The sequence below is a fragment of the Maricaulis maris MCS10 genome, from assembly GCF_000014745.1.
GTDB lineage: Bacteria > Pseudomonadota > Alphaproteobacteria > Caulobacterales > Maricaulaceae > Maricaulis > Maricaulis maris_A.
This window is the reverse complement of the sequence record NC_008347.1, coordinates 2941174-2955843: the sequence shown is the minus strand read 5'-3', so window position 1 is coordinate 2955843 and position 14670 is coordinate 2941174. Positions and strand designations below refer to the sequence as shown.

Here is a 14670-nt window from a genome sequence, read left to right as displayed (position 1 = left end):
CGGACTCGCAAGCATGGCCCTTCCCGTCCAAGCCATGGCTATCCCGGCCGCTGCGCCACGATTGGAGTGGGCGTCCGGGTCTACCTACACCAACGCCGACACGCTGACCTTCGGCCTTTCATTTGATACCGACGTCCGCAATGCGGACCCGACCGATTTCGAGATGCTCGGCACGACAGCGACAATTACCAGCATCGTGATGCAGGGGGGTAGCTCGAGCTCCTATCTGGCCACCGTCTCAGGCGGTGACCTGGCAGACCTGAACGGTTCCGTGCGCCTCATCCTGTCCGCTTCCCAGGACATTGAAAATCTTGCTGGCGCCCCGTTGACCGACCTCGCGACGGTCAATCCGGAAGACACGATAGTCAACAATACCCGGCCCGATTGCGCGTTTACGACGGCAGCGACGGCGCCTGTCACGTCCACATTCACTGTCGACGTGACATGCACACCGCAGAATGGCTGGGCTGACACCATCATCGGGTTCGAATCCAGCGACCTGGTCCTGTCAAACGCAAGCCTTGAGAGCTTTTCCTTCACGTCCAGCACCTATGCCGGCAGCTTTGTTCTGCGGCCGCTGGATTCGGGAACCGTTACGGTCGATTTGCCCGCTGACAGTCTTTACGATGAGGCCAGCAACACGAACACGGCGTCGACACAGTTCTCAATTTCATCGGACGTGACCGTGCCGACCGTCACGATGAACCCCTGGTCCCTGTCGCCCTATTCCGGACCCCTCACGCTGGGTATCACCTTCTCCGAAAGTGTGACCGGGTTCGACCCGACGACCGATCTCGTTCTTTCCAACGCAACCATTGCCGTGCTGAGTTCAAGTTCACGCTCTTTCACGCTGACCGTCACGCCGACCGCTCAGGGGGCCTTCACGGTTGACCTTCCTGCCGGGGTTGCCGTCGATGCAGACGGGTTCGCCAACACCGCGGCGACGCAGTTTGCGGGCGTCTATGACACCGATGCGCCGGTCTACACGCTCAGCAGCGCGGTCGCGTCGCCAGCCATCGACAATTTCACTCTGGATATCAGCGTGTCTGAAGACGTCCATTTCCAGTCGAGCTATCTGACCGTGACCAATGGTACGGCATCGGGGCTCTCCGGTTCGGGGTCGAACTACCAGGTCACAATTCGACCGAGCTCCAACACCGAGGGCACTGTCACCGTGGAACTCGAAGCGGGCGCGGCGCCGGACAGGGCCGGCAATGACAACGCTGCCGCAACGCCCTTCTCGGTCGCCTATGATGTGAAATCCCCGCAAATCGATTTGATCGAACGCCTGTCTCCAGCCGCTGCGGTCACCAATGCGGACAGTCTGACTTTCGCCGTGACCTTCACCGAAGACGTGACCGGATTTGATGCCGGCGATCTTCGAATTCTCAGTGATGAAGCCACAACACCGACGACCGGAACCATCACCCAGGTCGTCGCGACGTCAGCCAGCCAATATCAAGTGACTGTCAGCGGCGGCAATCTGGCCTCTATCGGTGGCAATTACAGCACCGGAGCAAGCGCCTCGCTGACCGTGTTCGCGACCACGTCCCCAACGGTTGAGGATATCGCCGGTCGGGCGATGACCAGCTATTCGGCCGCGACCACCCAAGAGTATTATGAGATCGACAATACGCAGCCGGGACTTACGATTTCCGGCCCGGCGCTGGGAACATCCAACTTCACGGTGACGTTTACGTTCGCCGAGGACGTCACAGGCTTTTCCCTGGATGATGTCGTCGCGACCAATGTCACGCTCGCCAATCTGTCGGGAAGCGGCGATGTCTACACCGCTGAAGCGACCGCGTCGGGTGGCACGCCGATCACGATCAATGTTGCCGCAGGCGCGGCGCAGGATGAGGCAGGCAATACAAGCACCGCCGCGTCCGAATTCTCGATCGCCTTTGACGAGACGGCGCCGACAGTGCTGTCTATCGAGCGCGATACGCCAACAGGCGAGTACACCAATGCCACCAGCCTGACCTGGCTCGTGACTTTCTCCGAAGCCGTGCAGGGTGTTGGAATCCCGGATTTCGCGGTCGATGGAACGACCGGCTCCGTGATTTCTGTCGCCAGTGCGGGTGGCAATGCCTATGACGTGATTGTCGGTGGGGGTGACCTGTCCACGATGACCGGTACGGTTACGCTGTCGTTTGCGGCGGGCGCATCGATCACCGACGCCAATGGTCTGGCCCTGACGGAAGCCAGCCCGAGTGGCACCAATGAGGACAGCTATCGGGTCTCCCACGCGGCCCCGGTCATCGCCAGCCTCACGCGCCAGACACCGGCGAGCGAATACACCAATGCCGACAGCCTCACCTGGGACATGCAGTTCTCGTCGATCTCCAGCTTTTTCTCGCTCGATGCCGATGATTTCACGCTGACGGGCACGACGGCAGACCTTGCGGTCACCCGTTATTCCATCGGCTTCTACATCACTGCGTCGGGCGGTGACCTGGCGAGTTCCAATGGTGAGATTCGCCTGCGCCTGAACAGCGGCATCTATCCGGATGAATTCGGCAATGAGCTGAATGGCAGTACCGATCCGACCGGGGCCAATGAAAACACATATTGGCTCGACAACACGGTGCCGACGGTCGCGATCTACACTGACGGGCCGGGCGGGAGTTCAGACCCGTTTGAAGTCACGGTGGCGTTCTCCGAGGTTGTCAGCGGGTTTGATGCCAGCGATCTCGATATCGGCAACGCGACCGCGTCCGAGATCGTTGAAACCCTCGCCGGCCGGTTCTTCACCTTCAACCTGACACCGAGCGGGGACGGGTTGGTTTCCCTGGCCGTCAATGCCGCCATTGCCCAGGATGCGGCGGGCAATGACAACACGGCCGCGGAAACCTGGTCGGAGTATTTCGACAATACCGCACCGTATGTGACCAATGTCGAATTCGTCACCACCGGCGGATCGCCGACCAATTCCGACACCTTGCAGTGGGCGATCGCCCTGTCTGAAGCGGTCGAAAATGTGGATGCGAGCGACTTTGCGCTCCTCAATTCCTTTGGCAGCACCCTCTCAATCAGTCAGCCGCAATCGACGGTCATCGTCGTCTCGGCTTCCGGCGGTGACCTGGCCAACAAGGAGGGGCTGGTGACCCTGACCACCGGCAGCCTGGACATTGCGGACCTGGGCGGCAACCGGCTTACCTCCATGGAGGTGACGGGCGGCACCGACGAGCGCGCCGTGACGATGGACAATACTGCGCCGGTCGTCTCGTTCAGCTATGACGATTACTACGTGTCCGGAAGTTTCGACGTCGCCGTCAATCTGAATGAAGCCGTGACCGGTTTCACGAGCGACGACCTTGCGGTGAGCAACGGGACCGTGACGGCGCTGGTCGCGAATGGCGACAATTTCATTGCCACGATATCACCGACAGCGGCCGGCCAGATCAGTCTCAGCCTCGCCCCCGATCAGATGACGGATACGGCGGGCAATGGGAATGCGGCGGCGGGCCCGAGCTATTTTGTCTACGACCCGGTCGCGCCGAGCCTCACCACGATCGCGCGGGCCTATCCGACCGACGAGACAACCGACTCCGATTATGTTGTCTGGGGTATCAACTTCTCGGAAACCGTCGGCAATGTCGACGCGAGCGATTTCCAGATCGCCGGGACCACGGCGACACTGTTTGTCAGCGGTGGCCGTGGCGGGGATGCGGGAGGTTCGGGCAGCCGGGCCAGTGCAGAAGACCGTGGACCGGGCGGGCCCAGCTACCAGTACTCGGTGACGGCACAGGGGGGTGACCTGGCGACACTCAACGGCACGGTGACCTTGTCCCTCGCCAGTGGCAACGACATTGCTGATGTCGCGGGCACCACGTTGGCGAGCACGGTCCCGACCGGCACCAATGACAACACCTTCATCCTTGAAAATGATGTCCTTGCCCCGACGGTCGTCCTGTCGAGCGCGTCAAGCGATCCGGTCTCCGGCGCGTTCACGCTGGACGTAGCCTTTTCGGAAGACGTCACCGGCTTTGCCCTGGAAGACCTTGTGGTCTCCAACGGCACGGCCTCGGACCTGTCCGGTTCCGGTGCAGATTACACGGTGACCATCACGCCCGCTGGCGATGGCGCCGTGACCGTTGACCTGGCCGCAGATTCCGCATCCGACGATGCCGGCAATGGCAATGTCGCGGCGACCAGCTTCATCATCGAGAATGACCAGTCCGCGCCGAGCGTGGTGCTGAGCTCTGCTGCGGCCGAACCGGTTGTCGACGCCTTTACGCTGATCATCACCTTCAGTGAGGATGTCACCGGCTTTGAGCTTGCTGATCTTGTGGTCACCAATGCCGATCTGTCTGACCTCGCGGGCGACGGGGCGGTCTACACCGTGGTCGTGACCCCGTCCGGCGGCAGCCCGGTTGCCGTTGACCTTGCCGCCGACAGTGCTGTCGATGGCGCGGGCAATGGCAATACTGCGGCGGACACCTACGCCATCATCACCGACAACACACCGCCGAACCTGGAAATCTCCGTGCCGGGCGAAGAGACCGAGGGCGTGTTCACCGCGACCTTCCTGTTCTCGGAAGCTGTAACCGGGTTCGAGGCGGATGACATAACGGTCACCAATGGTGACCTGTCGGAGTTCACGGCCATAGACGAGACCAGCTGGTCGGTGACGGTGACGCCGCAGACCATCGGCACGATCACGCTCGGCGTTGCCGCCGGCGCCGCTGAGGACGCCGCAGGAAACGCGAGCCTTGCCGCCGAGGCAAGTCTCGAGGCTGTTGCCGAGCCGATCGAAGTGGCTGTTGTGGTGGCCGAAGACGTCGAAGATCCGACTGAAATTTCGGCCACGGCGCGGGTCACCAATCCCGGCAGCCAGCCGGTCGACTTCCTGGTCGAGGTCGATGTGCCCTGGCTTGATGTTGACCCGAGGAGCGGAACGATCCCGTCGCTGGGTGAGCTGGAACTGACCATCGCGGTCAATGAGTTCGCCAACGATCTGGAAGCGGGCACCTATACCGGCACCGTGACCGTGATCAATCTCAGCGGTGGCGGGGCTGCCGCCAAGACGCCGAACGCCCATGCCCGGGCGGCCGGGAACACGACTGTCGTGGCGATCCCGCTGACGGTAACCATCGCCGAGCGCCGCGGCTCGATCCAGCTGGTATCGACCACGCCGGGTGGCGTGCAACGGGACGCGGTCTTCGACTTCGTCTCGTCGGATGCAGACCTGGATGCCATCAGCCTGGCCACGCAAGGTGGACATGCGGCGAGTACGCCGGTCCGCAAGCTGCTGGGCAGCTACGACGTCACCCAGATCCTGCCCGAGGGTTGGCGGCTCGACTCGCTCTCCTGCATTGGTGACACCGACAATGGCAGCGTGATCGATCTGGCGGCCGGACGTGTCGACATCGATCTCGATGCCAACGAGACCATCATCTGTACCTTTGCCAATACGCGTGACGAGGCGGAAGTCCGCCTGGCGACCCAGCGTGCGATCCGAAACTTCCTGGTTCGCCGCGCTGACAGCCTTCTGAATGCGGCACCGGACCTGACGCGTCGCGTCCGGGATCGGAACACGACTTCGCCCGGCCAGTTCTCGGCCGATATCAATGGCGGCAATCGCATTGTGTCGATGGGTGCCAGCCTGGCCGGCATGCGCTATCACGCCGCCGCCAGCACGCCGCAAATGCCTGGCGAGGACGGGGTCCGGCCGGCTGACAGTGGCAATGCCGACATCTGGCTTGCTGCCAACTACGCCTCCGTGTCCGATGAACGTTCGGGCGATGCTGCCGACAGCGCCTTTGGCGTGGTCCAGCTGGGTGTCGACTGGGCGGTCGATGACCGGACGGTTGCCGGTGTGATGCTGCAGCATGACTGGGCCGACGAGACTACGGACGAGATCGCCATACGGGCTGGAGCCGTCCGCGGCGCCCGGGTCAGTGGATCCGGCTGGATGGCGGGTCCCTATGTGGTGCGCGAGATCCGTGAGGGTGTCTGGTTTGATGCCCTGGCCCTCTATGGCCAGTCCGACAATACCGTCGACCCTTTGGGGCTCTATGAGGACACTTTCGAAACCGACCGTTTCATGGTTCGCATGAACCTGTCGGGTGAGTGGCGGTCCGGTGACTGGCGGATCCGTCCGAGTGTCAGCCTCGCCCACTTCCAGGAGACCCAGGACGGCTATTCCGACTCGCTCGGGATCAGCATTCCCGAACAGACCATCGCAATCGGTCGCCTGCGTGCCGGTCCGGAGATTGCCTATCGCTTCGATACGGCGACCGGCGGTTGGTGGGAGCCGACAATCGGCCTGACCGGCGTTTGGGACTACAACCCCGCCGAATTGCTCGACCTTGACGGCCAATTGGTCGGTACCGGTGGCCTGCGGGCCGACGCCAAGCTGGGCCTGCGTGGTCAACTGGCGCCAGGCGCATCGATCCTGCTGGAAATGGATATCGACGGGCTGGGGGAAGCCGATTTCGAGGCGCGCGGGGCGCGGGTCGAGGTGCGGTTCAGCTTCAACTGACACCCTGGCGAAAGCCGGCCTCGCCGGTTTCAGGGGTGAGCGCCGGGTGTCGGAGCGGGTGTGAAGCGGGGGCTTCGCACCCGCAACGCCGGTGACGGCATCGAGGCTGGAGCGATACGTCGGGCTCTTGCATCGATATATTTTAGGTCTAAAATAATTGGGCGTTCTCGAGGGGAGATGGCCCGGGATGAAGATTGCCTGCCTTGGTGGCGGACCGGCCGGTCTGTATTTCGCCATTTCCATGAAGCTGCGTGATCCCGGTTGCGAGATCGATGTCCATGAGCGCAACAAGCCCGGCGACACGTTTGGCTGGGGCGTCGTGTTCTCCGATCAGACAATGGATAATCTGGCCGGCAATGATCCCGAGAGCGCCCGGACAATCGCCGACAGCCTGGCCCATTGGGACGATATTGACGTCCATTTCCGCAATACAATCGAGACCTCGACGGGACACGGGTTTTGCGGCATCGGTCGCAAACACCTGCTGAACATCCTGCAGGAGCGGGCTCGCGAACTGGGTGTCGGATTGCATTTTGAATCCGAGATCGATGGCGATCTGTCGGCCTTTGCCGATGCCGACATGATCGTCGCGTCCGACGGGCTCAATTCGAGGATCCGGTCCCGGTTCGAGGCCAGTTTCAAGCCCGATATCGAGACCCGCCGCAACCGCTTTGTCTGGCTGGGCACGCACAAGGTATTCGAAGCCTTCACCTTCATCTTCACCGAGACCCAGCACGGCTGGGTCTGGGCTCACGCCTACCGGTTTGACGACGAGACCTCGACCTTCATCGTCGAATGTGCGCCTGAAACCTGGGAGGCCTGGGGTTTTGGCGACATGGACCAGGCAGAGACCTGTCGGGCCTGTGAGCAGATTTTCGCGTCCTGGCTCGACGGCGAGCCCTTGATGTCCAACGCCGCCCACAAGCGGGGCTCGGCCTGGCTCAACTTCCCGCGCGTCCTGTGTGACACCTGGGTGCACGACAATGTCGTCCTGCTCGGGGATGCCGCTCACACCGCCCATTTCTCGATTGGCTCGGGCACCAAGCTGGCCTTCGAGGATGCGATCATGCTGGCGGATGTCCTGACCAGCACGACAAAGCCGGTGGCCGAAGGGCTGGTCGACTATCAGGAGGCACGCAAGGTTGAAGTGCTCAAGCTTCAAAGCGCCGCCCGCAATTCCACCGAATGGTTCGAAAACCTCGACCGCTATCTGGATTTCCAGCCCAAGCAGTTTGCCTATTCATTGCTGACCCGCTCGCAGCGGATCAGCCATGAAAACCTGCGCCTGCGCGATCCGGACTGGCTGGCTGGCGTGGAGAGCTGGTTTTCCGGCATTGGCGGCGGGGCCGGGGCAAAGCCGCCCATGTTCGCCCCGCTGACCCTGCGGGAGATGAGGCTGGAAAACCGCGTCGTCGTCTCACCCATGTGTCAGTATTCGGCCCGCGACGGCGCGCCCGGAGCCTTCCACCAGGTGCACTATGGTGCCCGCTGCCTGGGCGGGGCTGGCCTCGTTTACACCGAGATGACCAATGTCAGCGCCGATGCCCGCATCACACCGGGCTGCACCGGGCTGTACACGGATCAGCATGTCGAAGCCTGGCGTCAGATCACCGACTTCGCGCATCAAAACAGCCACGCGAAAATGGCTATCCAGCTGTCCCATGCCGGCCGCAAGGGATCCACGCGGATTGGCTGGGAGGGCTATGACTTGCCCTTGCCGGAGGGCAACTGGCCTGTATACGGCCCGTCTCCGATTCCCTGGGATGAGGGCAATCAGACCCCTATTGAGATGAGCAGGCACGATATGGATCGCGTCCTGGCCGACTTTGTCCGGGCTACCGGGCGGGCCGCCGAGGCCGGATTTGACATGGTCGAGCTGCATTGTGCCCACGGCTATCTGCTGTCCAGCTTCATCACGCCGATCTCCAATCATCGCACCGACGCCTATGGCGGCAGTCTGGAAAACCGTCTCCGCTTCCCGCTCGAAGTCTTCCGCGCCATGCGGGATGTCTGGCCGGCTGAAAAACCGATGGCGGTGCGGATATCGGCGACCGACTGGGTCGCAGGACAAGGCATTGATGGCGATGACAGCGTCGCTGTTGCACAGGCCTTCATCGATGCCGGGGCTGATCTGATCGACGTCTCCGCCGGTCAGACCACTCCGCAGGGACGTCCGGTCTATGGCCGCATGTTCCAGACGCCCTATTCCGACCAGATCCGAAATTCCCTGGGATGCGCGACCATGGCGGTCGGCAATATCTACGAGCCGGATCATGTCAATTCGATCCTGGCTGCCGGCCGCGCTGACCTGGTTGCTCTGGCGAGGCCGCACCTGCTCGATCCCAACTGGACCCTGCGCGCTGCCGCTGAGCTGGGCTATCGCGGCGTCGACGTGCCGCCGCAATACAAGGCAGGCTTTGACCAACTCGCGCGCAATCTCCAGCGCGCCAATGAGACGGAGTTTCGGGCATGAACGTATTGGCAGGACGACGGGCCGTGATCACCGGCGGCGGGACAGGTATCGGTCTGGCCTGCGCACGCCGCCTGGCGGCGGAGGGTGTCGAGACGGTTTTGATGGGCCGGGACCTGGACCGTCTGCGAGAGGCGGCAGGCGATATTGAAGCGGCCAGCGCGATTCGCTGCGATGTGACGGACGACGACAGTGTCAAAGCAGCCTTCGAGGCTGCCGGCGCGGTCGATATCCTGGTCAACAATGCCGGGATCGTGTCCGCCGCGGCCTTCCATCGTACCCCGATGGCCGACTGGCAGCGCATCCAGGCGGTCAATGTCGAGGGTCTGGTTCGCTGCAGTCAGGCCGTGGTCGGCCCGATGGTGCGCGCCGATTATGCCCGGATCATCAATATCGCCTCGATCGCCGGTCTTCGCGGCGGCGCCTATGTCGCGCCCTATGTCGCCTCCAAGCATGCTGTCGTCGGCCTTACCAAATCGCTGTCACTCGAATACGCGCAGACCCGGATGACGGTGAATGCGGTCTGTCCGGGCTATGTCGAGACCGAGATTGTCGAAAACTCCATCGCCAACATCATGGAGAAGACCGGCCGGACCCGCGACCAGGCGCTGGCCGAGCTGACCAAGACCAATCCGCAAGGTCGCCTGATCCAGGTCGAGGAAGTCGCCGAGGCTGTCGCCTGGCTGTGCTCGCCGCTGTCTGGCTCGGTCTCCGGACAGGCCATTGCGATTTCGGGGGGAGCCGTCTGAGATGGCCGTGTCCGCGCAAACCGGATCGATTGATGGACGGGCGGCGGTCAAGCTGTGGCTGAGACTGTACCGCCCGACCGCCCTGATCGAACGGGAATTGCGGACGCGCTTCCAGCGTGAGTTCGGTGTCAGCCTGTCGCGCTTCGATGCCCTGGCCGCCCTCGACCGGGCCGAAACCGGGCTGTTGATGGGCGAGCTATCCGAGCGGCTTCTGGTCACCAATGGCAATGTGACGGGACTGATCAGCCGGATGGTTGCCGACGGGCTGGTCACCCGGACCGCGTCAGAGCAGGACCGTCGCCGGTTTCGCGTCGAGCTGACAGAGGCGGGTCGCGCGACTTTCACCATTATGGCCAAGGCCCATGCGGGCTGGCTTGCTGACATCTTCGCCGATCTGCCCGGCGAGGCGGCTGCCAGCCTGACCGACCAGACCGAACACCTCTTGCATTCCCTGCGAACCGAACAGGACGGATAGATCATGCTGGATCCCGAGACCTACGCCCCCGAACACTTCCTCTGGTCCTTCGAAGACGGCGTGGCCACGATCACGCTCAATCGCCCGGACCGGAAAAATCCCCTGACCTTCGAGAGCTATGCCGAGCTGCGCGACCTGTTTCGCGGCCTCGTCTACGCGCGATCCGTCCAGGCGGTTATCGTCACCGGTGCCGGCGGCAATTTCTGCTCCGGCGGTGACGTCCACGAAATCATTGGTCCGCTGGTCGAGATGGAGATGCCGGGACTGCTCGACTTCACCCGCATGACCGGTGATCTCGTGAAAGCGATGCGCGATTGCCCGCAGCCCGTCATAGCGGCGGTTGACGGAATCTGCGTCGGTGCCGGGGCGATCATGGCCATGGCGTCGGACCTGCGGATTGCGACACCCGCCGCCAAGACGGCCTTCCTGTTCAACCGTGTCGGACTGGCCGGGTGTGACATGGGCGCCTGCGCCATCCTGCCGCGCCTCATCGGTCAGGGTCGGGCGAGCGAGTTGCTCTTCCTGGGGCGCTCGATGTCGGCCGAGGAAGGTGAGCGCTGGGGCTTCTACAACCGGCTTGTCGAGGCGGACGCCTTGATGTCGGCGGCGAAGGCGTGGGCGAGCCGGATCGCGGCGGGCCCGAATTTCGCCAATGCGATGACCAAGAACCAGCTCAATACCGAGTGGGATATGGGTCTGCATACAGCTATTGAGGCGGAGGCCCAGGCCCAGGCAATCTGCATGCAGACCAAGGACTTTGAACGCGCCTACCGGGCCTTCGCCGCCCGCGAGACGCCGGTCTTCGAGGGCGATTAGATGTCAGACCAGTCCTATCTCGCCTGGCCCTTTCTGGAGGACAGCCACCGCAGCCTGGCCCGCGAGGTGTCGGACTGGGCGGCGGCGCGGTTCGAGGCCGATGGTTTTTATGATCACGCCGATGTCGATGCCGACTGCGCCGCGATACGGGCCGCTTTGGGCGAGGCCGGAATAGTCCGCAATGCCGTACCGGCTGCTTTCGGCGGTATTCATGAGCGTCTCGATGTCCGCTCCCTGTGCCTGATCCGCGAGCATCTGGCCTACCGCTCCGGCCTGGCCGACTTTGTCTTTGCCATGCAGGGGCTTGGCTCTGGCGCCATCTCCCTGTTCGGGTCGAGTGATCAGCAACAGGCCTGGTTGCCGGGAACCGGGACGGGGAAGCTGTGCGCGGCCTTCGCGCTGACCGAACCGGATGCCGGTTCGGACGTGGCAGCGATCTCGACGCGGGCTGAACTGGATGGCGATCACTACGCCATCAGCGGCGAGAAAACCTTTATCTCCAATGGCGGGATCGCCGACTTCTATGTCGTCTTCGCCCGCACCGGCGAGGCTGACGGCGCGCGCGGCCTCAGTGCGATCATTGTGCCGGCGACGACGCCGGGCCTTGAGGTGGTCGAACGGATCGAGACCATCGCACCGCATCCGCTGGCACGACTTCGCTTTGACAAGTGCCGCGTTCCGGTCACCCACCGCATCGGCGAGGGCGGCTCCGGTTTCCGGATCGCCATGGGGACGCTGGATGTCTTCCGCTCGACTGTAGGCGCTGCGGCGCTGGGTTTTGCCCGACGGGCTCTGGACGAGGCCACGGCGCGCGCCCGCAGGCGCAACCTGTTCGGGGCGCCGCTGGCCGATCTCCCTGGCGTGCAGACTCAACTGGCTGAAATGGCGATGGATATCGACGCGGCTGCGCTGCTGATCTACCGCGCCGCCTGGACCAAGGACCAGGGCGCGGCGCGGGTTACGCGCGAAGCGGCCATGGCCAAGCTCTATGCCACCGAAGCAGCCCAGCGTGCCATCGACACCGCGGTCCAGATCTTCGGCGGGTTGGGCGTCACCAAGGGCAGTGTGCCCGAGGCGCTGTACCGGGAAATCCGGGCTTTGCGCATCTACGAAGGGGCGTCCGAGGTCCAGAAACTGGTGATCGCCCGGACCCACCTGGCCGAGACGACGCCATGAGTTTTGACGTCACCCGCCGCATCCGTTTTGCCGATGTCGATCCGGCCGGGATCGTCTTCTATCCGCGTTATTTCGAGATGATCAACGCGACCATTGAGGACTGGTTCGAACAAGGCGTCGGCTATGGCTTCGACGCCATGATCGTGAACGGGCCGCACGGCGTTCCGCTGGCGCGAATGGAGGCCGAATTCAAGGCCCCCAGCCGGCTCGACGACACGCTGGTCTTCTCGCTGGTGGTGCGGGAACTGGGCCGGTCTTCGATCAAGCTCACCATTACTGCCCGGTGTGGAGACGAGGTCCGGATGATCGCCCGTCCGACGCTGGTCTTTATCGACCAGGCCGGCAACACGCCGATCTCGATCCTGCCGGAATTGCGGGGCCGCATGCTGGATTTTGAGGAGATGGATTGATGGAGCGATTGCAACCGCCAGGCTGGCCACGCCCCAAGGGCTATTCCAATGGCATCGCTGCGACCGGGAAAATGGTCTTTGTTGCGGGTCAGATCGGCTGGGACGAGACCGAAACAATTGTCTCCGACGATTTTGCCGCGCAATTCCGTCAGGTGCTGGTCAATACGCTGGCGGTCCTCAAGGAAGGCGGAGCCGGTCCCGAACACGTTGTCCGCATGACGGGCTATGTCAGTGATCGCGACGAATACCTGGCGGCCGGGCCGCAACTCGGCGCGATCTGGAAGGAATTGATGGGGCGCAACTATCCCGTGATGGCCTTTCTGGTCGTCGGCGGACTGATCGAGACGCGCGCCAAGATCGAAATCGAAACCACGGCCGTCATCCCGTCGTGACCCCGGGCCCGCAAGAGGCCCTGCACGACATGACAGCCGGCCGACGCGTCGGGGAGGACGTGATGACAGAGCTTCAGCCCAGCGGTCATGCAGACCGCTTCACCCGCCTGAATCTGCCGCCGCGGGAGCAATGGCCGGACCTGGTGTTCGACCTGCCGGAACTGGCCTATCCGGACCGGCTCAACTGCGGTACCGAACTGCTCGACAGGACCGTCGACAAGGGCCTGGGTGATCGCATGGCGGTCTATTCCAAGGCCCGCTCGCTGACCTATGCCGGATTGCTCGCAGAGGCCAACCGTCTGGCCCACTACCTGGTCGACGAGATGGGGATTATTCCCGGCAACCGGGTGTTGTTGCACGGCCCCAACGGGGTCGATCTCATGGTGGCCTGGTATGCGGTGATGAAGACCGGCGCGGTGGCGGTGACCACCATGCCCATGTTTCGGGCCGGTGAGCTGGCCAAGGTCATCGCCAAGGGTCAGGTCGGTCACGCGCTTTGCGATCCGGCGTTGGTCGAGGCGGTCCGGGAGGCTGCCCGGAGCGAACCGGTCCTGGCCCGGATCGAGTGCTGGGGCGAGGACAGCGAGCTCGCGGCGGCGCTGCCCGGCAAGCCGGCGGATTTCGACAATGCCGATACCGCCCGCGATGATGTCGCCCTGTTGGCCTTTACCTCGGGAACGACCGGCCAACCCAAGGCCTGTGCCCATTTTCATTCCAGCGTTCTGGCCATGGCCGACACATTCGGCCGACACGGACTGGTGCCCGACTCCGACGAAATCTACACCGGTACGCCGCCCTTCGCTTTCACCTTCGGCCTGGGTGCCTTTGTCGTGTTTCCGGCCCGGGCGGGGATCGCCGTCGCCTTGCCGGACAAACCCGGCTTTGACGCGCTCTGCGAGTGCATCGAGACCTTCAAGGCGACCACGTTGTTCACGGCACCGATGGGATATCGTGCCCTGATGGCCAATTGGGACACACACGACCTGTCGTCCCTGCGCAAATGCGTGTCAGCGGGCGAGCACCTGCCCGCTGCCATCTCGGATGCGTTCCACGAATGCTCGGGATTGCGTCTGATCGATGGGATCGGCGCGACGGAGCTGATCCATATCTTTATCGCAGGCAGCGGCGAGCCGGTCCGGGTCGGATCAACCGGACGTGTTGTGCCCGGCTACCAGGCCCGGCTGATCGGTGATGACGGCGATGAGGTACCGGTCGGCGAGGTGGGGCGCCTGGCCGTGCGCGGCCCGACCGGGTGTCTCTATCTCAAGGATGATCGCCAGGCTGGTTATGTCCAGGATGGCTGGAATTTGACGGGCGACCTCTTCAGACGGGATGAGGACGGGTATTTCTGGTATTTTTCACGGGCCGACGATCTCATTGTCTCCTCGGGCTACAACATCGCCGGCCCGGAAGTCGAGCAGGCGCTGTTGACCCATCCGGCGGTGGCCGAGTGCGCTGTGGTCGGTGCGCCGGACGCCGAGCGGGGCACCATCGTCAAGGCGTTCGTCGTGCTCAAGGCCGGTCATTGCGCTGGCGAAACATTGGCGTGTGCCCTGCAAGACCACGTCAAGGCGACGATCGCGCCCTACAAATATCCCCGCGCCGTGGCGTTCCTGGACTCCCTGCCAAAGACCCAGACCGGCAAGCTGCAACGCTTCAAACTGCGTTGATTCATCACTCCTCGCGGGCTGACTG

General features: G+C 63.2%; 9 protein-coding genes. All 9 read left to right on the top strand.

All coding sequences use genetic code 11. The features are described from left to right. Window positions 1-13: 13 nt before the first annotated feature. The 9 genes from MMAR10_RS13905 (at window position 14) to MMAR10_RS13865 (ending at window position 14645) form a co-directional block, all read left to right on the top strand. Window positions 14-6487, top strand: coding sequence for an Ig-like domain-containing protein (locus MMAR10_RS13905; RefSeq protein ID WP_150099790.1), 6474 nt, complete (start codon window positions 14-16; stop codon window positions 6485-6487). Window positions 6488-6674: 187 nt separating this feature from the next. Beyond that, entirely contained in the window at window positions 6675-8960 is a 2286-nt protein-coding gene (locus MMAR10_RS13900) for a bifunctional salicylyl-CoA 5-hydroxylase/oxidoreductase (protein WP_011644625.1), read from the top strand. Then, a complete protein-coding gene (locus MMAR10_RS13895) occupies window positions 8957-9706 on the top strand; it encodes an SDR family NAD(P)-dependent oxidoreductase (RefSeq protein ID WP_011644624.1) in 750 nt (249 codons plus the stop codon). Before MMAR10_RS13900 ends, MMAR10_RS13895 begins: the two co-directional genes overlap by 4 nt. 7 nt (window positions 9707-9713) lie before the next feature. Further along, entirely contained in the window at window positions 9714-10181 is a 468-nt protein-coding gene (locus tag MMAR10_RS13890; protein WP_190273931.1) for a MarR family winged helix-turn-helix transcriptional regulator, read from the top strand. 3 nt (window positions 10182-10184) lie between these two features. Beyond that, a complete protein-coding gene (locus tag MMAR10_RS13885; protein ID WP_011644622.1) occupies window positions 10185-10997 on the top strand; it encodes an enoyl-CoA hydratase family protein in 813 nt (270 codons plus the stop codon). Next, window positions 10998-12173 carry an acyl-CoA dehydrogenase family protein gene (locus tag MMAR10_RS13880; RefSeq protein ID WP_011644621.1) on the top strand — a complete coding sequence of 392 codons (1176 nt, stop codon included), beginning with the start codon at window positions 10998-11000 and terminating at the stop codon, window positions 12171-12173. It begins immediately after the preceding gene. Then, window positions 12170-12583: an acyl-CoA thioesterase gene (locus MMAR10_RS13875; protein WP_011644620.1), complete on the top strand. Its 414-nt coding sequence runs from the start codon at window positions 12170-12172 to the stop codon at window positions 12581-12583. Before MMAR10_RS13880 ends, MMAR10_RS13875 begins: the two co-directional genes overlap by 4 nt. After that, the gene (locus MMAR10_RS13870; protein ID WP_011644619.1) at window positions 12583-12975 is read left to right on the top strand and encodes a RidA family protein; all 393 of its coding nucleotides are present in this window, start codon (window positions 12583-12585) and stop codon (window positions 12973-12975) included. The genes MMAR10_RS13875 and MMAR10_RS13870 overlap by 1 nt, the downstream gene beginning before the upstream one ends. A 62-nt stretch (window positions 12976-13037) precedes the next feature. Continuing rightward, window positions 13038-14645 carry an AMP-binding protein gene (locus MMAR10_RS13865; protein ID WP_041637867.1) on the top strand — a complete coding sequence of 536 codons (1608 nt, stop codon included), beginning with the start codon at window positions 13038-13040 and terminating at the stop codon, window positions 14643-14645. The last annotated feature ends 25 nt before the right edge of the window (window positions 14646-14670 follow it).

Coding starts and splice junctions, on each gene's coding strand:
- MMAR10_RS13905 (WP_150099790.1), top strand. CDS start 14: ATGGCCCTTCCCGTCCAAGCCATGGCTATCCCGGCCGCTGCGCCACGA.
- MMAR10_RS13900 (WP_011644625.1), top strand. CDS start 6,675: ATGAAGATTGCCTGCCTTGGTGGCGGACCGGCCGGTCTGTATTTCGCC.
- MMAR10_RS13895 (WP_011644624.1), top strand. CDS start 8,957: ATGAACGTATTGGCAGGACGACGGGCCGTGATCACCGGCGGCGGGACA.
- MMAR10_RS13885 (WP_011644622.1), top strand. CDS start 10,185: ATGCTGGATCCCGAGACCTACGCCCCCGAACACTTCCTCTGGTCCTTC.
- MMAR10_RS13880 (WP_011644621.1), top strand. CDS start 10,998: ATGTCAGACCAGTCCTATCTCGCCTGGCCCTTTCTGGAGGACAGCCAC.
- MMAR10_RS13875 (WP_011644620.1), top strand. CDS start 12,170: ATGAGTTTTGACGTCACCCGCCGCATCCGTTTTGCCGATGTCGATCCG.
- MMAR10_RS13870 (WP_011644619.1), top strand. CDS start 12,583: ATGGAGCGATTGCAACCGCCAGGCTGGCCACGCCCCAAGGGCTATTCC.
- MMAR10_RS13865 (WP_041637867.1), top strand. CDS start 13,038: ATGACAGAGCTTCAGCCCAGCGGTCATGCAGACCGCTTCACCCGCCTG.